This is a genomic window from Bradyrhizobium canariense, assembly GCF_019402665.1.
Taxonomy (GTDB): Bacteria; Pseudomonadota; Alphaproteobacteria; order Rhizobiales; family Xanthobacteraceae; genus Bradyrhizobium; species Bradyrhizobium canariense.
Map to the genome: position 1 here is coordinate 1 of NZ_VSST01000010.1, position 20,701 is coordinate 20,701.

14 protein-coding genes and 3 pseudogenes are annotated in these 20,701 nt (G+C 58.6%); 13 read left to right on the forward strand and 4 right to left on the reverse strand.

From position 1 onward, the window contains the following. Positions 1-330: aminopeptidase P family N-terminal domain-containing protein (locus FXB41_RS04175; RefSeq protein ID WP_219679923.1), on the reverse strand; the 330-nt coding region annotated here is incomplete at its 3' end. Positions 331-533: 203 nt separating this feature from the next. Continuing rightward, on the reverse strand, positions 534-1,289 hold the full coding sequence (locus FXB41_RS04180) for a gamma-glutamyl-gamma-aminobutyrate hydrolase family protein (RefSeq protein WP_246648590.1): 756 nt from the start codon (positions 1,287-1,289) through the stop codon (positions 534-536). Between the two features lie 319 nt (positions 1,290-1,608). On the opposite strand from FXB41_RS04180, the gene FXB41_RS41885 reads away from it, so the two are divergent. The 5 genes and pseudogenes from FXB41_RS41885 to FXB41_RS04200 all read left to right on the forward strand — a co-directional run bounded on the left by FXB41_RS41885 (position 1,609) and on the right by FXB41_RS04200 (position 8,852). Then, positions 1,609-1,893, forward strand: a complete 285-nt coding sequence (locus FXB41_RS41885) for an FAD-dependent oxidoreductase (RefSeq protein WP_376707482.1) — start codon at positions 1,609-1,611, stop codon at positions 1,891-1,893. Positions 1,894-2,000: 107 nt separating this feature from the next. Beyond that, a pseudogene (locus FXB41_RS04185) lies at positions 2,001-3,218 on the forward strand (IS701 family transposase). Positions 3,219-3,991: 773 nt separating this feature from the next. Beyond that, positions 3,992-5,395, forward strand: coding sequence for a dipeptidase (locus FXB41_RS04190; protein WP_219679929.1), 1,404 nt, complete (start codon positions 3,992-3,994; stop codon positions 5,393-5,395). Positions 5,396-5,775: 380 nt separating this feature from the next. Further along, complete coding sequence (locus FXB41_RS04195; RefSeq protein WP_219679933.1) at positions 5,776-7,128, forward strand: CapA family protein; 1,353 nt, start codon at positions 5,776-5,778, stop codon at positions 7,126-7,128. A 392-nt stretch (positions 7,129-7,520) separates the two neighbouring features. Beyond that, complete coding sequence (locus tag FXB41_RS04200; RefSeq protein ID WP_219679937.1) at positions 7,521-8,852, forward strand: Glu/Leu/Phe/Val family dehydrogenase; 1,332 nt, start codon at positions 7,521-7,523, stop codon at positions 8,850-8,852. Between the two features lie 644 nt (positions 8,853-9,496). Here the strand turns inward: FXB41_RS04200 and FXB41_RS04205 are convergent. Next, entirely contained in the window at positions 9,497-9,973 is a 477-nt protein-coding gene (locus tag FXB41_RS04205; protein ID WP_219679941.1) for an Lrp/AsnC family transcriptional regulator, read from the reverse strand. A 157-nt stretch (positions 9,974-10,130) separates the two neighbouring features. Here FXB41_RS04205 and FXB41_RS04210 point away from each other — a divergent pair, with 157 nt between their 5' ends. From FXB41_RS04210 to FXB41_RS04225, 4 genes and pseudogenes are all read left to right on the forward strand, one after another. Further along, a complete protein-coding gene (locus tag FXB41_RS04210) occupies positions 10,131-11,642 on the forward strand; it encodes an NAD-dependent succinate-semialdehyde dehydrogenase (protein WP_376707483.1) in 1,512 nt (503 codons plus the stop codon). A gap of 10 nt (positions 11,643-11,652) precedes the next feature. Beyond that, the gene (locus FXB41_RS04215; protein WP_219679944.1) at positions 11,653-13,053 is read left to right on the forward strand and encodes an aminotransferase; all 1,401 of its coding nucleotides are present in this window, start codon (positions 11,653-11,655) and stop codon (positions 13,051-13,053) included. A 153-nt stretch (positions 13,054-13,206) separates the two neighbouring features. After that, positions 13,207-13,563: pseudogene (locus FXB41_RS40470) on the forward strand (transposase family protein); the annotation flags it as partial. Between the two features lie 198 nt (positions 13,564-13,761). Further along, complete coding sequence (locus tag FXB41_RS04225; protein ID WP_219679948.1) at positions 13,762-14,769, forward strand: GlxA family transcriptional regulator; 1,008 nt, start codon at positions 13,762-13,764, stop codon at positions 14,767-14,769. 220 nt (positions 14,770-14,989) lie between these two features. Here the strand turns inward: FXB41_RS04225 and FXB41_RS42140 are convergent. Further along, positions 14,990-15,097 (reverse strand): annotated as a pseudogene (locus tag FXB41_RS42140) (IS110 family RNA-guided transposase); the annotation flags it as partial. Between the two features lie 446 nt (positions 15,098-15,543). Between FXB41_RS42140 and FXB41_RS04235 the strand changes: the two are divergent. From FXB41_RS04235 to FXB41_RS04250, 4 genes are read left to right on the forward strand one after another with little or no spacing between them, the layout of a single operon-like run. Then, positions 15,544-16,794 (forward strand): sarcosine oxidase subunit beta family protein, encoded by a 1,251-nt coding sequence (locus FXB41_RS04235; protein ID WP_219679951.1) that lies wholly within the window; start codon positions 15,544-15,546, stop codon positions 16,792-16,794. A 21-nt stretch (positions 16,795-16,815) separates the two neighbouring features. After that, complete coding sequence (locus FXB41_RS04240) at positions 16,816-17,091, forward strand: sarcosine oxidase subunit delta (protein ID WP_219679954.1); 276 nt, start codon at positions 16,816-16,818, stop codon at positions 17,089-17,091. Further along, positions 17,088-20,072, forward strand: coding sequence for a sarcosine oxidase subunit alpha family protein (locus FXB41_RS04245; RefSeq protein WP_219679957.1), 2,985 nt, complete (start codon positions 17,088-17,090; stop codon positions 20,070-20,072). Before FXB41_RS04240 ends, FXB41_RS04245 begins: the two co-directional genes overlap by 4 nt. Continuing rightward, complete coding sequence (locus FXB41_RS04250; protein ID WP_219679959.1) at positions 20,065-20,682, forward strand: sarcosine oxidase subunit gamma; 618 nt, start codon at positions 20,065-20,067, stop codon at positions 20,680-20,682. Before FXB41_RS04245 ends, FXB41_RS04250 begins: the two co-directional genes overlap by 8 nt. Positions 20,683-20,701: the final 19 nt, after the last annotated feature.

The following is a 20,701-nucleotide window of genomic DNA, read 5'->3' on the forward strand; positions in this document are numbered from 1 at the left end:
AAAACCGCGTGCTTTAATCGTTTCGGTAACAACTTTGATCGGATTTTCGTTGTCGGCATATGCCACATGGTCGGCGAACCAACTCTTTTCTGCGAAGATCGGTGCATCGAGCGCGCGGATCACTGCGACGGGCTGTTGATCGAGCGGGATAAGTAAAGCTTGGTAGGTGGCCGCCGTGGACCGGTATCCACTGAAATAGACCATATGTTCGAACTGGTCGACGATAAGTAGGTTAATCTGCCGTTCGGCCATGATGATACGCAATGCTGCGAGGCGCGAGCAGTACTCATCGACAGGAAAGGGCGGCGGGAAAGGCGGAGGTTGTGTCATCGAAGTGTTCCTGCGTGGACTAGTAAATGTCGTCTAGTAATCGTGAAATCGAAGTCATCGATCGAGCCAATTGGCCCAGTCGCGAAACACTGCGTGACCCCGAGGAGAGTTGTATATCAAGCGTGGGGACTGTCTTCCTTGTCGCAGTGCTGTGGCATCAGCGATGGACCACGTGATCTCGTCGAAAGATCCTCCAGCTGCCATTATGTCCTCGTCGCCGCATGGGCACGAACCGCATCTCCGAACGCGCGGAAAATGCAAGCGGATGGTTCGTCGGATTTTGCCCAATATTCGGGGTGCCACTGAACGCCAAGGGCAAAGCCCTTGGCGTTTCGCACCGACACCGCTTCCACAGTTCCGTCCTCCGCTACGGCTACGACCTGGAGCTGTGCTGCCAGCCTTTCGATCGCCTGGCGGTGGACCGAGTTTACGTTTATTTCGCCGCCGACCAACTTATAAAGGCAGCTACCGGGCTTAACGGTCAATGTCTGGCGGATGGCAAACCGCTCATCGCGACTGTCGGTCTGCGGCGCCCGATGATCGAGCATGCCCGGCTGTTCCTGAATCTCGCTTGCGAGCGTCCCACCCAGCGCGACATTCATTTCCTGAAGACCACGGCAGATGGCAAGGAGCGGGACGCCTTGGTCGATCGCCTTGCCTATTAAAGGCAGCGTAGTCGAATCGCGGGCTAGGTCATAAGGACCGTTTGCTTCACTCGGGTCACCGCCATAAAGGGATGGATGGACGTTAGAGGCCGAGCCCGTAATCATAACGCCATCGACAGTGGCGAGCAGTTGGTCGAAGTCGAGCCTATCGCCAAACGAAGGAACCAGGAGCGGAAATACACCGGCCCCTCCAATTGCGGCATCAAGATACTGTTGCGGCGCCGCGTGCCATGGATAATTATACAACTCGCAAACATCAGCCGAGACGGCAATGAACGGCCGGCTAGGCCGCAAATTCCGAAGCTGCGCAGATGCTAATGTATCCGTCCCTCCGTCTCTGCCCCGTGTCATTTTTTGCTGTGCTTTCGATCCGCAGCTTCTTGTCGAGTTTACAACACGTCGCTTTTTGCACTCCCCCAGAGTCGAGTTTCTCTAATTTGCAGCTTCACAGTGCCGAAATTCGGCGCCAGATCCGAAAATGTGGAGCTTTCTTCGTGTCACCAAACGTGGCAGTGCGCACCGAGAGCTCGGGTGCCGCACGAAGATGCACCAAGCCCCTCGCCCCGTTGACCCTAGAAGACCAGGTCGCCGTGGAGATCGCGTGCCTTCGCAGATGCTGATATTGACTTCTTTCAGGAGATTAGGGGCAGCAGATGAGGTCGCTGCTGCGGCGGCGAAACAAGGCTGTTTCGTCACAGTGCTGGAGATGGCGGAGCGCGTCATCGCACGTTGTGTGCCGTCCATGATCGGCGTACGTATAGCGAGCTGGCATCGGGCTGCCGGCGTTCTTCTCCGGCTGGGCTGTGCAGTACGCCGTGTAAAGCCAGAGGCACATTGCTTGCGCATCGTCGCTCGTGTCCGTCAGCCACGCAAGCACTACAAGCGCTTTGAGACTTAGCAGGTCGCGCAGTACCAGCCAATATCGGTGGCGTATGCAATCTGCGGGGGCGAGAAGCCTAGCATTACAGTTGCCCTTTCTGAGGATTTCTGAATCCATGGGCAACCATGATTCGAAGATCGTGGACGCAGGCAGCGTCGATTGAAGAGACGCTTGCGCTGTGGGCGGCGTCGCTTCGTGAGATCAAGCAACGGATACGTCCGTTGTTCAATCAAGATCGTGTTGCGAGGAATGCAGGCGTGTTTCTGGAAGGCCTGCTCGGAGATGAGCAACGCAAGACCGGTTGGATGCGCGCGGAGGCAGCTGGCGATCCCGGTCCTTGGCGGCAACAGGCGATCCTGGGTCGCAGGGATTGGGATGCTGATGGTCTGCGCGATATCGTCCGCGATTATGTCATCGAGCATTTGGCGGATGACGATGCGGTGCTCGTGATCGACGAGACCGGCTTTCTCAAGCAAGGCAAGGCGTCGTGCGGGGTGGCGCGGCAATACACTGGTTCCGCCGGCAAGATCACGAACTGCCAGATCGGCGTCTTCGCCGCCTACGTGTCGCGCCATGGTCATGCGTTCATCGATCGCGCGCTGTATCTTCCGAAGGAATGGACCGACGATCCGGATCGTCTGGAAACCGCATATGTGCCTGCCGATGTCGGCTTTGCGACCAAGCCAAAGCTTGCGACGAGAATGATCGCACGCGCCATAGCCACGTCTGTCCCATTCAAGTGGGTTGCAGGCGATATTGTCTATGGGGTTGGCGATATCTAACAGCAACTACGTCGCGCAGGCAAAGGCTATGTACTCGGGGTCAGCAGCGCTCATGTATTTCATTCCTGGGGCAAGCGGCGATCAGTCTCTGGCACCGCCGCGGACATCGCCTCGACGCGGCGTTCGTCCGACTGGAACCGCCTGTCGGCAGGGGACGGAACCAAAGGACCACGGCTGCATGATTGGTGCTATCTCGAACTGGCCGATCTGGTCGGAGAATCAAACGACGAAAATCCGGGCGTTTGGACACGCGGTCTGCTGATCCGTCGTCGTATCGCCGATGGCGATCTCGCCTTCTTCACCACCTGGTGCCCAGCGGCAACATCCATCGAAACGCTGGTCGCGGTCGAAGGCCGTCGCTGGGCGATCGAGGACAGCTTTGAAACCGCGAAAAACGAGTTCGGGCTCGATCACAACGAGAGCAGATCCTGGCATGGCTGGCATCGCCACGTGTCTATGGTGATGCTCGCCTTCGCCATGATGGCGGTGATCCGGCATCATGCCAATCCGCCGCCGCCAAAAAAAACCAAACGTCGAACCACAGCAAAATCCAAAGCATAGCCACGCCGTCGTTGATCCGATGGTCAATCCAGGAAGTCCGGCGCATCGCCGTCAGGCTCGCTCGAAAGCGGATCCAGCCCGCCCACATCATCGCATGATCACTCTGGCGCAGAGCTCACCAAGCGATCGCTCAGCGCGCGCTTTTCAAAGCAAAAAGCCAACTGTAATGCTAGAGCTCATAATGCGCGAAAATCAAGAATCGTAGCCTTGGAAAGGAGCCGCAATATCTCGACTCGCCTCGACAGAGGCCCGCAGGTCCTCTCCGTCTCTCTTTTCGTTAACTGCTCCTCACCTAAGCAGCATCTTTGCGAGTTGTTTCGTAGAATCTTCCATGCTGAGCGCCAGCACGCAAGCTGATCCGATTCCCTCCGAGCGCAGTTGCAGGCGGCCAGTCGGCAGGATTGGGAAAATGCGGGAAGGCCCGGCGATCTCGACGTTGCGAGCGTCGACTCGTCTTTATTGCAAGTCGGCCCTGTTCTCGCAGGTGAAATCCATCGCAATGTTGCCGCTGAATGCAGGAATCCATCGATCGCTTAGAGAAATGCGAAGCAAATACCTTTGTCGCGCTGGTATGCTGATTGGCAAGCCTATTCAGCATATGACGCGTGGGAGTTTCAGATGGTGCTTCGGGGTACTACTCGGCACACAAGCCCCGATCTAATCTGTAGTCGCGGTCGCCTGCGGCGAGGCCTCGGGTCGCTAGCATGCGGCTTTCTCGCATTTCGACGAGTTGGGTGGCGCGTCATATCCGGATGCGAGACGAGGACCGCAACATGACCGACTACCTGCCTGCCGTTCTTAAGGCGCTTGATGATTCCCGGGAGCCAGCTCTCAAGCGACTCTTTGAAGTGTTGCGGATTCCCAGTATCTCGACCGATCCGTCGTACAAAGACAGCTGTAGGGCCACGGCAGAGTGGTGCGTTAACACGCTTCGCGAGATTGGTTTCGACGCGGGGTTAAGAGAATCGGTCGGTCATCCGATTGTAGTTGCTCACGACGGCCCACGTAGTGCAGCGGGCAAGCCACACGTTCTTTTCTATGGTCACTATGATGTGCAACCGCCAGATCCCCTCGATTTGTGGGTATCTTCGCCGTTCGAGCCGCGGCTAGCGGTCGAGCCGGGCAATGGCGAAGTGGTGGTGGCGCGGGGTGCAGAAGATAGCAAGGGTCAGTTCTCAACTTTCCTCGAGTCCTTTCGCGCATGGAAGCGGGTCGCCGGTGAGTTGCCGTTCCGGGTCACGGTTGTGATCGAAGGAGAGGAGGAATGCGGCGCGCACAGCCTGTCGCGTTTCCTGGCTGAGCACGGTGAGGAGATTACCTGCGATCTTGCGCTGATCTGTGACACGGTGCAGTGGGACAAAGATACGCCGGGTATCACGCTTTCGATGCGCGGCATTGTCGGTGCCGAAGTGGTGCTGACTGGCCCGAACAGAGATCTGCACTCTGGTCAGTTTGGCGGCGCAGCCCTGAACCCGATCCGAGCTCTCGTGCACATCCTAGCCGGGCTGCATGATGGCGATGGGCGAGTGACTGTGCCTGGATTCTACGACGGCATCCCGACCTTATCGACCGAAAGAAGGCGGCAGCTGGAATCGCTAGGTTTCGACGCTGCAGCCTTCCTGAGTGACATCGGTCTCAGTCGGCCGGCTGGAGAAAAGGGCTACAGCGCGCTCGAGCAGCTGTGGGTCCGCCCGACTTGTGAGTTCAATGGTGTCACCGGCGGATACCAGGGAGTCGGAGTTAAGACGGTGATTCCGTCCAAAGCATCGGCCAAGCTGACCTGCCGCCTAGTGCCTGGGCAAGATCCACAGCAGATCCTGGACTCCCTCGAGAAGTTCATCCGAGGCCGTGCCCCAAAGGATTGCTCCATCGAGTTCCGGGCCGATGACGGAGGCTACCCCGCATTTGCGTTCGACCCCGAATCTCCGCATGTCGCTGCGGCCGCTAAAGCGCTCGAGGAGGAGTGGGGCCGTCCGGCTGCCCTTATGGGAGCGGGTGGCTCCGTCCCGATCGTCGCTTCCTTCAATCAGAAGCTCGGCATGGACTGCTTGCTCATTGGCTTCGGCCTGGACGATAGCCGTATCCATTCGCCTAATGAGAAGTACAACCTAACAAGCTTCTACAAGGGGGCTCGGAGCTGGGCCAGGATTATCGATCACCTCGCTCGGCTTTCGTAGTTATCAAGATGTATTCCGAATCTCGCAAGGCGCAATGGAAGCGCTCGTGTCATAGCGGCTCGAGCAAGAGCGGAATCATTGCATGAGAATCGTGTCGGCGCTAACCGCCGCAATCGCTCGGAGTATGGCCTCGCTCGGACGGCCCGAGTTCCTTTTGCATGAGTCGAGCGAACTGCCAAAATCGGGCCGTGGCGATGCTGGATTGGTCATCGAGCGCGCAATGCAATCTCAGACAATGGAACATCGGGCGGAGCTTCTCTGCCGCAGCCGGAATCAAGCTTATAGAGCAAGTCAGGTTGCTGTCCCTCCTCAGGATGCCTCACCTCAGGCGCGCTATAAAACAAGTTTAGAGCATTCGTCTTCAACAAGGGACTTGCGCTATGCGAAATGAACTGCCCAGCGGCGACACAGCGAGTCAGACCGCAAAATCTTCTTTCGAGTCGAAGGCCAAAGAAGCCTTGGAAAAAGCCAAGCTATCCCGGGACTGGGATTTTCCTCTTGCACAGGCGGCCACCGATGCTGAAGAGATGACATTTCTCGATTGGGCATACTGGCTTTACAAAGCTGAGAGGCCGATCCTCAAAGCACAAGAGAACGTCCGTGAAGCGTTGTTCGTGCAGGACAAATCCGCCGTGCATCTGCCAGATGGGTTCAAAAAGGATGCCTCGGTCACAATCAGCGCATCGGGAGATCTAATGCCATCCGATGGCATCGAGTCTTGCCGAGATATTGTTTTTGAGAATGTCGCAGACGTCCTCTTCGATGCGGACCTCTCGTTTGCGAACTTGGAGGCTCCTGTAACAGAACAGGAGTTCGATGGCTGCCTCGTTGCTGGGCGAGATCCGGAAAATTGCACGCTCCTTCGCAGCTCAATTGCTCAATTCTCTGCCCTAACCGGACACAAAGGAAAGCATTTTACCGCACTCAATTTTGCCAACAACCACACTAATGACCTGGGCATAGCAGGTCTTGAGACCACACAGAGGCTTTTCACCCACCATGGAATTATGGGTATCGGCACTCCACAGACTCCAGCGGAATACGGTCGTGCAAATGTCTTTACCAGGGCAGGCGTAAAGATCGGATTCGTATCGGCTACCTTCGGGCTCAATGGCCGCCGGCTTCCACCGGCCGAGAGCTATCGTATTCACACGGCCAAACTCGTATCAAAATACGTTGAACCTGAATTGGAGTTGCTCAAGAAGCAAATTGAGGACTGCAAAAGGCAAGACTGCGATTTCATCATCGCTTCAATTCACTGGGGGTTCGAGTTCGAGTTTTTCCCGCGTTACAAACAAGTCGTGACAGCTCACCAGTTGGTCGAATGCGGCGTGGATTTGATCCTTGGTCATCATCCTCATGTCATTCAGCCCGTCGAATATTATCGCACAAATAGAGATCCAAATCGCATTGCGGTTATCGCCTATTCGTTGGGCGGTTTGACGTACGACCAATGGGATGCCGCGCCTCATTTATCGTTAGGCTTGGTTTTGAAGATGAAGCTGTCGAAAGGCATCATGGATGGCAATAGCCGCACTTTCATTGATAGCATAAGAATTGTTCCGGTATTCCAGAAAGCCTTTCATCACGGCGGCGAAAGATACATGCGTGTAGAAAAGCTGGAGGAGCATCTAAGCGAAGGTGCGGCTCATGAAGCGAATGATGATTTCACAAAACGTATTTGTAAGATAAAAAGCTATGCCGATCTGGTCTTGAGTAATGCGAGACCTTGATTAGCAATGGGGTCGGGTGAGGCTGGCGAGTACCTCAAAGCGAGGCAGGGCTCCATTTACGGTTCTTTTGCTCGCTGCAAGGATGGTCTGTGCTTCCTCAAGTATTCGCCGCCCCATATCAGAGCTTGCTATGTGTAACTCCACTCAACTGAACGGAGCCATGTGTTTTGGTTCGCGAACCCGGTCCACACTTATCGATCGCGATTCCGATCAGCTGAAGCGCGGCAAGGGGACGCAGGACGGCTCGGTTGCCGCCGCTGTGATCTCTTCTTGCGAGAAAGAACAACTAGTCAGGCGGGGCCTGCCCGGCGTCAATCGACCCAGACCTCAAGCGCGCGCCCTTGCAGCAAAGCACAAACTTTCCCAAACATCGATCATATGAGGAACCAGGAATGACGCTCAGGGCGGAGATTTCACCGATCGAATCGGCGACTGCCTGTGCTGCGCTTGCGCCAGGGCAGTTATCGTTCGTCGATTACGCTCGTGCGGATGCGTGGCTCAACTACCTCTCCCAAGTGGACCGCGCTGCGCCATTTCTTGGCTCTCTAGGTCGGTGGGTCGAAACTCTCAAACGGCCAAAGCGGGCGGTGGTGGTCGACGTTCCGATTCAGCGGGACGACGGGACCATCGCTCATTTTGAAGGCTATAGGGTGCACCACAACACTAGCCGCGGGCCGGCTAAAGGCGGGGTGCGCTTCCATCAAGATGCGACCCTGTCTGAAGTGATGGCACTTGCTGGCTGGATGACCATAAAAAATGCCGTCGTCGGCTTGCCCTTCGGTGGCGGCAAGGGCGCTGTACGAGTTGATCCGGCGAAGCTCTCCCGCGTGGAGCTTGAGCGGCTTACGCGCCGCTACACGATCGAAATCGCAAACGTCATCGGAGTAGACAAGGATATACCGGCTCCAGATGTGAATACGAATGCTCAGGTCATGGCATGGATGATGGACGCCTATGCCTTGACCAAAGGCCAGGTGGTGAGTGGCGTCGTAACTGGTAAGCCCATCGAGCTAGGCGGGTCCGTGGGCCGCAAGGATGCCACGGGGGATGGTGTCTTTATCGCCGCTCGAGAACTCACAGGCCGGCTAGGTCAAGATATTCGTAACCAACGTGTTGCTATCCAAGGTTTTGGAAACGTGGGTAGTGCCGCGGCCCGAAGCTTCGCTCGAGCCGGCGCTCTCGTTGTTGCGGTGCAGGACGTCGACGGCGCGCTTGTGTGCGAAGATGGTCTCGATGTCGAAGCATTGTCTAGCCACAAGTTGAGATCAGGATCGGTGCTGGAATCTGGGCTCGGGATTGAGATTGAGCGCGAAGAATTTTGGCTGGTGGACACAGATATTCTCGTTCCTGCGGCCCTCGAGGGGCAGATCACAGCCGCTGTCGCTCGCGCCACAAATGCAAAAATCGTTGTTGAAGGCGCTAATGGCCCGACCACGCCAGAGGCGGATTCGATCCTGGCTGATAGAGGAATCACTGTGATCCCGGATGTGCTTGCTAATGCTGGCGGAGTGATCGTTTCATATTTCGAATGGGTGCAAGATCATTCGTCCTACTTCTGGCGAGAAGCCGAGGTACGGGACAAACTAGGCCAAATGCTCACTGACGCTTGCGACAGCGTGTGGCGTGCGCATCTTGAATACCAAGTTAGCCTTCGCGATGCTGCATACATCCTGGGATGCCGTCGCGTCCTGGAGGCGCGCGAACAGCGAGGCTTATATCTGTGAGCCGCGACACTCAAATTCTCGATCGCGCGGACACCGCCCGCAAAACAGGATGAAAGCTTTAGGCGCAATCCCCTCTTCGACAGAGACGTAGCGGTACCAGCAGGCGCCGAGCCGAATCGAAGGCGTTGCGCATCCTAAAGACCACAAGCTTGCCGGTGTTCGCGTGATCGAAATTCAAGTCGGGATCACACCCGAGTAATTCGTTCATGAGATCGCGACTGGAGAACAAAAGCGAAAGAAGACGACACGTGGACCCCTCGCTTTGCCGATGCGTGCAGGCACGCATGAATTGCAACAGCCATCTCCACTGATGAAAATCGGCGCTCGGACAGTACTGAACCAGCGAGTCGCCTCAATTTTGGTGCATCGGTGATCATGTAGCGCCGATCAAAGGGGCCCGAAGCAGGTCGAGCTTGGCACGTCCGTACATCTGACGCTTGACGAGCCTGAGCTTGGTAGTCTGACCTTCGGTCTGCCCCGTTGGACCAAGATATCGTAATCGCGGCGTTGATGGACGTCTGGTCGATCGCGGAGTGCATGACGAACTGACTGGCGAGGCCTACGCCCTACTCGACGGAACAGATGGGCATTGTATGCGAATGCGTGAGGAAAAAGTGCGGGCTTGGAATGCATGCGAGGGCAGCTCAATCTTCGTCCGGCATCTCGATCGGAACGGCGAAACCGGTTTTTACCTGATCCATTATAACCATTGTCTTGAAACCCCTGATGTCGGGGTTCTCATAGAAGAACCGTCGAGTGAACTGCTCATACTCCTCCATGCTACGGGCGGTAAGGTAGAGAACAAAGTCAGCGTCGCCGGTCACGTAGCATCCGTTCACGACTTCAGCTGACGACTTGATAGCTTTCTTGAATCGGTCGATGATGTCTGAACGCTCGCGCTCCAGGCTCACTAGAACGAGCATCTGGATCGGTCGTCCGACCGCCCTCGCTGAAACGATCGAGACGTCGGCCTCGATGATACCTTCAGAGCGAAGTCGCTTTAGCCTCCGTTGACACGCGGTAGCGGAAAGCCCAGCCATCTCGCCGATCACCTCGGACGTCAGGCGGTTGTTCTTCTGCACAATCTCAAGGATGCGCGCGTCTATCCGGTCGTATCGCATGATTTAAGCTCCAGCCATCAGGTGTATTCCGTCATCAAACGCATGTCCGCTGCAGGAAATCATTATTGCATCGGGGAAATGCGCCGCAATTCTGTTGGCATTACCAGTATGCTCAATGCACAACGATTTTCAACAATTGACGGTGTCGGACCCGCAAATGGCCCTTCAAACTCTTCGGCCCGAAAATCGGGAGCTGGTCGGTCTTGCTAAGGAGCGTCTGCAGACTCTGCGTAAAGATTTTGTGGCAGGCGCCGCGCTGCTGGACGGTCGGTGGATTTCGGGCCAGCGCAGAGACGTCGTCGTCGATCCAGCGACCGGAGAACAGATCGCTGACGTTGCGCATTGCAGCGCAGCCGACATGAATGCCGCGATCGCGGCGGCTGACCGGTCTTTCTCGGCGTGGCGCGAATTGTTGCCCGCAAAGCGGGGGGCGATCCTTCGGTCTTGGGCGTCCTTAATGCTCGAGCATGCGGAAGAACTCGCGGTCGTCGTCACGAGCGAACAGGGTAAGCCCCTTGCGGAGGCGCGTCATGAAATCCAGTACGGTGCAGGATTTCTTGAGTGGTTCGCAGCCGAAGGAGAACGTGCGTACGGAGAGACCATCCCAAGTCACAAGCCCGGCAGTCTCCTTCACGTCAGAATGCAGCCAATCGGTGTTGCGGCTGCGATTACGCCTTGGAACTTTCCTGTTGCGATGATTACGCGAAAGGCCGGGGCCGCGCTTGCCGCTGGCTGTCCCATCATTGTAAAGCCTGCTCCGGAGACACCGCTCTCCGCGCTCGCCATTGCGCGCCTGGCCGAACAGGCCGGACTCCCTGCCGGGGTGTTTCAAGTCCTGGTAGGTAACCCGATCGAACTGTCGACGCCTCTCTTGCACGACACGAGAGTGCGGGCGCTGTCGTTCACAGGTTCTACAGAGGTTGGCCGCCATCTCCTTGAAGGGGCAGCGGACACGGTGAAGAAGGTCTCTATGGAATTGGGCGGGCATGCCCCGTTTGTCATCTTTGATGACGTCGACCTCGAGAAGGCGGTCAAGGGGGCGATGGCCGCCAAATTCGCGACGTCAGGTCAGGACTGCCTGGCAGCTAACCGCATCTACGTTCAAAAGGCCATGTATCGGGCCTTTGTCGAGGCGTTTGCTGCGGAAATAGCTCGACTCCGAGTCGGTCATGGATTGGACCCGACGACGGATATCGGGCCTATGACCAAGCTATCTGTTGCCAACAAGTGCAGGGCCCAAGTTGATGATGCGGTGAAAAAGGGAGCCACAGTTGTGTCGGCCCATCAGGGCGCCACAGCCGGCCCCAACTTCGTCCCTCCGACACTGCTCACTGAAGTTTCCGAGAATATGCTCATTTCTTCTGAGGAAACATTTGGCCCAATCGCAGCAGTCCTTCCGTTTGACTCCGAAGAAGAGGTCATCGCCAGAGCCAACGCCAGCGAAATGGGGCTGGCCGGGTACATTTACACCGACAGCTTGCGTCGGGCGCTTCGGGTTTCGGAGCGGATCGAGTGCGGAATGGTCGGCATCAACACAGCCTCATTCACAGGGCCACCTATTCCGTTCGGCGGATGGAAGCAGTCTGGCCTTGGTCGAGAAGGCTCACGACACGGCTTAGCCGAATTCATGGAACTCAAGTACGTCTGTTTCGGCGACCTGGCAGGTTAGGAGAAGCGACATGATTGATATCAAGGCCATCGCTGAACGAGATCGCTCGAATGTTCTGCATCCTTTCACTCAGCTGAAGGACTACGCCACCGGCAAGATGGGCGATCCCACGATCGTTACAGGCGGCAAAGGTATTCGCATAAACGACGCCGAGGGCCGCAGCTATATCGACGGCTTTGCGGGACTGTACTGCGTCAACATCGGCTACGGTCGCACCGAAGTCGCAGAAGCTATTGCGCGGCAGGCATATCAACTAGCGTACTACCACACCTACGCGGCGCACACGACGGAAGTGCTGGCGACTCTTTCGGATCGTCTCGTGCGAATGGCACCCGGCAAGCCAAGCAAAGTGTTCTACGGGCTGTCCGGATCGGACGCCAACGAAACGCAAGCAAAGCTCGTCTGGTACTACAACAATCTGCGTGGTCAGCCCAGGAAGAAGAAGATTATCTCGCGCGAGCGCGGTTACCACGGTTGCTCGGTCATTTCCGGTTCGATGACTGGCATGTCGTTTTACCACGATCACATGGATCTTCCTTTCCCTGGTATTCTGCACACGGGAACGCCGCATCATTATTGGGGTGCTGAGCCGGGCGAGACGGAAGAGGCGTTTTCTCGCCGGCGTGCAGCGGAGCTTGAGCAACTAATCTTGCGAGAGGGTCCAGAGACGGTCGGTGGCTTCATCGCAGAGCCGGTGCTCGGCACGGGTGGTATTACGCCGCCTCCTGCTGGGTACTGGCAAGAAATCCAAACCGTGCTCAGTCGCTACGACGTTCTTCTGATCGCTGACGAGGTCATCTGTGGGTTTGGCCGAACCGGTGCCGACTTCGGCAGCACACTCTATGGAATCGAGCCAGATCTGGTGACTGTGGCCAAGGGGCTGACTTCCGGATACGTACCACTCTCTGCCGCTATCGTCGGTGAGAAGGTGTACAAGGTCATGGAAGAAGGAGCCGATCGCGTTGGAGCTTTCTCGCATGGATATACATATTCCGGCCATCCAATTGCAGCCGCAGCTGCAAACGCGGTCCTCGATATTGTCGAGAAAGAGGCGCTAAGCGACCGAGCCAAGACCGTCGGCGCCCACTTGCAACGACGGCTTAAGGAGCGGTTTGCGCAGCTGGAGATCGTTGGAGAAGTCAGAGGCGTAGGCTTGCTCGGCGCTGTTGAATTCGTGGCGGATCGTCAGACAAAACGGAGATTTGATCCGGAGCTAAAAGTAGGTGCTCGTATTTCAAAGGCTGCTCGTGATCGAGGACTTATCGCTCGAGCGATGCCGCACGGAGACATACTTGGTTTTGCCCCGCCACTCGTCGTGTCCGAGGCAGAGATCGATGAAATAGTTGATCTTGCATATCAGGCGACCAAGCAAGTAATGGACGAACTTGCAAACGATTCCGCTCACACTTGAGGTGGGGGTCTACGCGCAAGACCGCTCCTCGAAGGTGAGAGATCAGACTCAAGACAGCAAAGCCAAGCGCTAGGTCGGTTGGACTCTAAGGATTCCCTTTTAGGAGCAAATCAGATTCAAGGCTGTCTTTTGGGGTAGGCAGTCTTGGGTGTGATGGACCGATTAGTTTTGAAATGATGGGGCGTGGGAGCGGATGGCGCCGCTGATCATCGGCCGGCCCGAGCAGAAGGGCTCAACCGGGCGCGACAACCGGATATTTGTAAAAGGCGGGCTTTGGATCGTGCGCAGGAGCGATCAACGGTGTTCGGGCGCACATTTTCGAGGCGATGTCGGAGGATTGGACTTCGAATATCAATATCTGATCGTCGATTCCACCATCGTCGGGGCGCATCAGCACGCCGCCGGAGCAAAAAAGGGGGTCTGAAGATCGGCCGCTCGCGCGGCGGCCCGAGCACCAAGATACACATGGCCGTCCGGGCAGTGGGGTGTCCTGTGCGGTTCACGCTGACCCACCACTGCGACATCGTTGAGACCAGCAATGACAGCTGACGATTCAAAAGTCGTGACCACGATCACGCAACCCGCGCTCGTCTCGTCTCCGCTATCCCGGCCAGCTCCGACGAGACGAGCGCTACCCCAAAAGGGGCGCATTGCCTCTCTCAGAAAGATACTGGACAACTTCTCGCCGATAACTGGGGCGACGTCGGCATGATCGCTAGCGACCTTCGAGTGCCGGGAAAGGACAGCGCCGGCCCGCCGGCTGCCCATGTTGGCTTCCTGCTCATTCCCGACTTTGCAATGCTTCCGTACGTGTGCGTCATTGAACCCCTGCGAGCTGCAAACCGCCTATCGGGACGCACGCTGTACCGCTGGAGCCATGTCTCAATTGACGGAGGGCCGGCTGCAGCTTCCAACGGGGTACGAATCCACGCCGACTACCGTGTCGGGGAGGAGGCGCAGCTCGACTATGTCTTCGTCTGCGCCGGGGGTAATCCAGCCCTGTTCAAAGATCCCGCGACCTTTGCCTGGCTAAGACATCTTTCTCGCCGTGGCGCCAAGATCGGTGGCGTATCGGGTGGTCCCTATGTTCTTGCGCGCGCGAACTTGCTCAGCGGTTACCGGTTCACGATTCATTGGGAGCATGCGCCCGCGTTCGCAGAGGAGTACCCTCGCCTGGACCTGCGGCGCTCTCTTTATGAAGTCGACCGCGACAGGTTGACATCGGGCGGCGGCACCGCGCCGCTAGACATGATGCACGCGATTCTTGCTCGCGAACACGGTACCGAGCTAGCCATGGCGGTTAGCGAGTGGTTCCTGCAGACGCATGTTCGCGAGGGCGCGGGTCCCCAGCGGATGCCGTTACGGGAGCGCCTCGGTATCGCGCACGCCCCGCTGCTCCGGGTAATCGGCCGAATGGAACAAGCCGTGGAGAACCCGATTTCGCGGGACGAGTTGGCGCGTGTTGCCAACGTCTCGTTACGACACCTTGAGCGGCTCTTCCGGCAGCATCTCGGTTGCTCTCTCGGCGAGCATTACCTGTCACTACGCTTGGATCGCGCGCGCGATCTCGTGCGGCAAAGCAGCTTGTCGGTACTCGAGATTGCGCTAGCCTGTGGCTTCACAAGCGCAAGCCATTTTTCTCGTACCTTCCGAGCGCGGTTCGGCCAAGCGCCGCGAACTGAGCGATTGCGAGAGACACTCGCTAATAGGCGCTGACGTCTAGGTCCTTGCATTTTGTACGTGTCCAGACGTGCGGAGCCTCGCCTCCTGGCGCGGCGTTCAAGGAAAACGCGGCCTTGGGCCTGCCGGGACTTTCCAGGAAATGACAAGCCTCGGCGTGAAACGGCCGCTTTCACGGCGTTGGCGAGCAAGTAGGCAACGGTCATGGGGCCAACACCGCCGGGCACGGGAGTGATGTAGCTCGCGCGCTCGGGCGCCCCACGTCGGACTTGGCCTTCCCCTCGAACAAGACTTGGCCTACCTCGTTGACCACGCATACTGAAGTTTCTTTTTGCGAGGCATCTAGCCCAACATACTGCTTCATAGCCCTTTCGATTCGTGAGATTGCGGTAAGCCTTGAAGATACCGGACCTTTCGAGCCGCGGGCGCCGACCGCAATTACGTCATCGTGTTTAAATTTGCCCCTTCGAATTGCCTCATCCGCAAAAGTTACCCTGATGTCGCCCTTGCAGCGGTCGATCCGATGACTGATTGGCCGCGCCAGGACGCCTCGCCGGGTCTTTGCGAGCAGTTCGTGCGCGACCGCGCCAGCGTTCAACGCTTGCCCGGGATTCATACCGCCCAGGTGACCCGTCGACACCATCGCCAGCACGGGACGAGCCGCCAGATGCCATCTGTTGTTTCGGTTAGGGTTGTCGCTTCCAGGCAATCAGGTGTCGCTGAGGGTCATGCCGGCAAGGCTGCGCCGTTCAATCTGCACTAGACGTACAAAGATTCAAAGCCAGCCACGACACGGTCTCGAACCCGCCAATGCGCTATTCAATCTTCTCACTCATTTCGCAGGCGTTGAAGGGCCATCGTGGTTGGCAACCGGCGTGGCGCGATGCTGCCCCGAAACCTGGATACGATGTCCTGGTCATTGGCGGCGGGGGCCATGGTCTCGCAACGGCTTACTACCTTGCCAGCCGGCACGGCATTAGCAACGTCGCCGTGCTCGAGAAGGGCTATATCGGCTCCGGCAATGTCGGGCGCAACACGACGATTATCCGGTCGAATTACCTGCTACCCGGGAACACGCCCTTCTACGAGCTCTCGATGAAGCTCTGGGAAGGCCTGGAGCAGGAGCTGAACTACAACGCGATGGTCAGCCAGCGCGGCGTCCTCAACCTCTTCCACTCCGACGTTCAGCGCGATGCCTTCGCTCGCCGGGCCAACGCAATGCGCCTTGCCGGCGTTGATGCCGCGTTCATCGATCGCGAGCAGGTGCGCTCCATGCTGCCGTTCCTGGACTACGAGACAAGCCGGTTTCCTATCCAGGGTGGGCTGCTGCAGGGGCGCGGCGGCACGGTGCGCCATGATGCCGTCGCCTGGGGCTACGCGCGGGCTGCCGACTCTCGCGGCGTTGACATCGTGCAGAACTGCGAAGTGACTGGCATCGATATCGTCGATGGACGGGCAACCGGTGTCCAGACCACGCGTGGCCCAATCAAGGCGAAGAAGATCGCGCTTGTCGTTGCCGGCAATTCCTCTCGCCTCGCCGCGATGGCGGGAATGCGGCTCCCTATTGAAAGCCACGTGCTGCAAGCCTTCGTGTCCGAGGGTCTCAAGCCCCTGCTCGACTGCGTGGTAACCTTCGGCGCGGGCCATCTCTACATCAGCCAGTCCGACAAGGGTGGCCTCGTTTTTGGCGGTGATATTGACGGCTATAATTCTTATGCCCAGCGCGGCAACCTCCCGGTGATCGAAGACGTGATGGAGGCAGCAATGGCCCTTTGGCCCGGGTTGGGCCGAGTGCGGCTGCTGCGCCATTGGGGCGGCGTCATGGACATGTCGATGGACGGCTCGCCAATCATCGACCACGCCCCGATCGAGGGCTTATACCTCAATGCCGGCTGGTGCTACGGCGGCTTCAAGGCAACGCCGGCATCCGGCTTTTGCTTTGCGTATCTCGTGGCCAAGGACGAGCCGCACCCGTTGGCCGCCGCGTATCGGCTCGACCGGTTCGCGACGGGACGGCTGATCGACGAAAAGGGCGTGGGCGCCCAGCCAAACCTCCACTGAGAGTTCATTCGAGCGGGTCCGATGCGAATTCCATGTCCTCATTGCGGCGCGCGTGACGTCCAGGAGTTTACGTACCTCGGCGATGCCAAGCCACGGCGCCCGGAGGGGCTCGATGCGACGGAAGCCGCCATGTTGGAATACGTCTACGTGCGCGATAATCCGCGCGGTCCAAATGACGAGCTCTGGTATCACGCCGCCGGGTGTCGCGCGTGGCTCATGGTGCGGCGCCATACCTTGACCCATGTGATCGAGTCGGCGGTCCCGACCAAGAGCGCGAAGGCGGGAGTAGCAGCATGAACGCACAGCCATTCCGGCTACCAAGCGGGGGACTGGTCGATCGCACTCAGACGTTGTCCTTCCGCTTCGATGGGAAGACCTACGATGGCCATCCTGGCGATACCCTAGCCTCGGCGCTGCTCGCAAACGGCGTGCGGCTGCTCGGTCGGTCTTTCAAGTATCACCGCCCACGCGGAGTCCTCTCGGTCGGCTCCGAGGAGCCGAACGCTCTAGTCGAGTTGCGCACGGGCGCAAGGCGTGAGCCGAACACACGGGCGACAATCATCGAATTGTTCGAGGGGCTTGAGGCAACGAGTCAGAACCGTTGGCCCTCGCTCGGTTGCGACTTCTTGTCAGTGGACCGTCTCGCTGGATCCGCGTTGGTCGCTGGATTCTACTATAAGACCTTCATGTGGCCGGCTGCGTTTTGGGAAAAGCTATACGAGCCGGTGATCCGCCGTGCCGCGGGGCTAGGGCGCGCCGCCCGATTCGCGGACCCTGACCATTACGAGAAGGCCTTCGCTTTTTGCGACGTTTTGGTTATCGGTGCTGGGCCGGCGGGCCTCTCTGCCGCGCTCACAGCGGGCCGTAGTGGCGCGCGCGTTATCCTCTGCGATGAGGATTTTCGCTTGGGCGGGCGTCTGCTCGCCGAGAGGCGTGAAATTGACGGACGTCCCGCCGCTGATTGGGTGGCGGCTACATTGGCTGAGCTTGCTGCTCTCTCCGAAGTGCGCACTATGCTCCGGACCAGCGTGTTTGGGCTCTATGACCACGGGATCTTCGGCGCGGTTGAACGTGTCAACGATCACGTTGCCGTTCCGCCAGCTCATCAGCCGCGTCAGCGCGGTTGGCGGATCTATACGAAGCGCGCGATCCTTGCGTCCGGAGCGCTCGAACGGCCGATCGTCTTCCCTGGTAACGATCGGCCCGGGGTCATGCTTGCGGGCGCTGTGCGCGCGTACGTCAATCGCTTTGGTGTCCTTCCCGGTCGTGAGATTGTCGTCTTTACGACGGGCGACAACGGCTGGGCCACGGTTTGCGATCTGGTGGCGGCCGGGGTGCGCTTGTCAGCGATCGTCGATTCGCGCAGCGAAATCGACCCAACGTTTAAAGCGCTCGCCGAGCGTGCTGGCGCACGGGTGTTTGCGGGCGGCGCGGTCGAAGCAACGCAAGGTGGGCATCACGTACGGGGCGTCGTAGTACGCGATAGCTCTGGGAAGCACACGACGCTGTCTTGCGATCTGCTGGCGGTTTCCAATGGTTGGAATCCGACACTTCACCTCACCTCCCACCAGAATGGCAGACCGATTTGGAACGAGGATGTGCAGGCGTTTGTGCCTGGCACGCTGCCGCCGGGTCTAGCTGTCGGGGGGAGCGCCGCTGGCCGTTTCACGCTTGCCCAGGCGCTGGAAGATGGCGCGCGGCTTGGCCGCGAGGCGGCAGTGGAGATCGGCTTCCGTCCGACCCACATCGAGCCCATTCCGACGACGGACGCCGAGACGAACCGCGTCAAGCCGATTTGGCGCGTGAGGGGCGGCAGAGGCAAGGCTTTTGTCGATTTCCAGAACGATGTGACAGAGAAAGACGTCGAGTTAGCGGCGCGGGAAGGCTTCCGTTCGGTTGAACATCTTAAGCGCTACACGACGCTCGGTATGGCAACCGACCAGGGGAAGACCTCCAACATCGCCGGTCTCGCCATCATGGCCGAGCAAACGGGTAGGGCGATTTCCGATACTGGTACTACTGTTTTCCGGCCTCCTTTTACGCCGGTTGCAATCGGTGCTCTCGCCGGCCATCACCGGGGGAAAGATTTCCGCCCCGTACGCCTCGCGCCGACCCATGACTGGTCGCGGGAGCAAGGGGCGGTCTTTGTCGAGACGGGCCAGTGGCTGCGGGCCCAATACTATCCGAAGCCCGGCGAGCAGGATTGGCTGACCACGGTCACCCGCGAGGTGCTTGCCGTCCGCACTGGAGTTGGCCTCTGTGATGTCTCGACACTCGGCAAAATCGATATTCAGGGCAGAGATACCGCCGAGTTCTTGGAACGGGTCTACATCAATGGCTGGAAGGCACTGCCAGTTGGCAAGGCCCGGTACGGACTGATGTTGCGTGAGGATGGCTTCGTCATGGACGACGGTACCACCTCGCGTCTGCGTGAAAATCATTTCCTCATGACCACCACGACAGCGAACGCCGGCAAGGTGATGCAGCATCTCGAATTCTGCCATCAGGTGCTTTGGCCGAAGCTCGATGTGCGGATGGTCTCGGTGTCCGAACAATGGGCGCAGGCCGCGATCGCCGGCCCGAAATCCCGCGAGGTCCTGCGCGATATCTTGGATGCCGTGCACGATATTTCGAACGAGGCTTTCCCATACCTGGCCGCGCGCGAAGTCACGGTCAACGGGGGTATCCCGGCGCGGCTGTTCCGGATCTCGTTCTCGGGCGAGCTGGCCTACGAGCTCGCCGTGCCTGCCGACTATGGCGAGGCGATGATGCGCGCGCTGATGGCCGCGGGCTCGCCGCACGGGATCACGCCTTACGGCACGGAGGCGCTCGGCGTCATGCGTCTCGAGAAGGGCCATGTTGCCGGCAACGAACTTAATGGCCAAACGACAGCCCGCGATCTCGGGCTTGGCAAGATGATGTCCTCCAAGAAGGATTTCATCGGCCGGCTGATGGCCCGGCGAGAGGCGCTCTTGCAAAGCGACCGCCCGACGCTGGTGGGATTGCGACCAATCAACAACGCTGAGCGGCTACGGGCCGGTGCTCATTTCATCTCCATGGGCCGCACCGCCAACACGGACAATGACGAGGGTTACATGACGTCGGTAGCCTATTCACCAAGCCTGGGGCACTGGATCGGGCTGGGCCTGCTTAAGAATGGGCCTCGCCGGGTTGGAGAGCGTATCCGTGCCGTTGACCCGGTACGCAATAGCGAGATCCACGTGGAGATTTGCTCGCCCATCTTTGTTGATCGTGAAGGTACCCGCCTGCATGGCTGAGCAAGCAACCTCTTCCTGGTGCCGGCGCGACGCTTGGGCCGCCATCATCCAGGTCGGCCAGATCGGGGCGGCGGGCGAGCCCGGCGTCAAGGTGCAGCTTCCAGCCAACCTGCAACTTGCGACTTTGATCGCAACGACCGGTTCAACCGGCCTCGAGCGTATCACCAAGCAGCTGGTAGGGCTTGACCTGCCTCGATCAGCCTCGATCGCGCTGAGTGCCACGCATGGCTTGGCATGGTCAGGCCCCGGCCAGTGGATGCTCTTGGCTCGGCAACGAGCAGGCTTCTCTGAACTCACGAGCCTGCTTTCAGACGAGGCGGCTGTTAGCGACCAGGGCGACGCCCGGGCGGCACTGTGCGTTTCAGGAAGGCGGGCACGAGAGGTTCTCGCAAAGGGGGCGATGATCGATCTCCATGGGAAAGCGTTTCCCGTCGGCGCGACCGCCTTGACGAGCTTTGCGCATGTCGGTGTGCAGCTATGGCGAATAAAGGATGGGCCCGATGGCCCGGCTTTCGAAATCCTCGTGTCGCGCAGCATGGCGGCTAGCTTTTGGTCGTGGTTTGCGGCGTCCGCTGCGGAGTTCGGTTGTAACGTGGCCCGTCCTGGCTGATTGCGTTCGCGCGAACTTG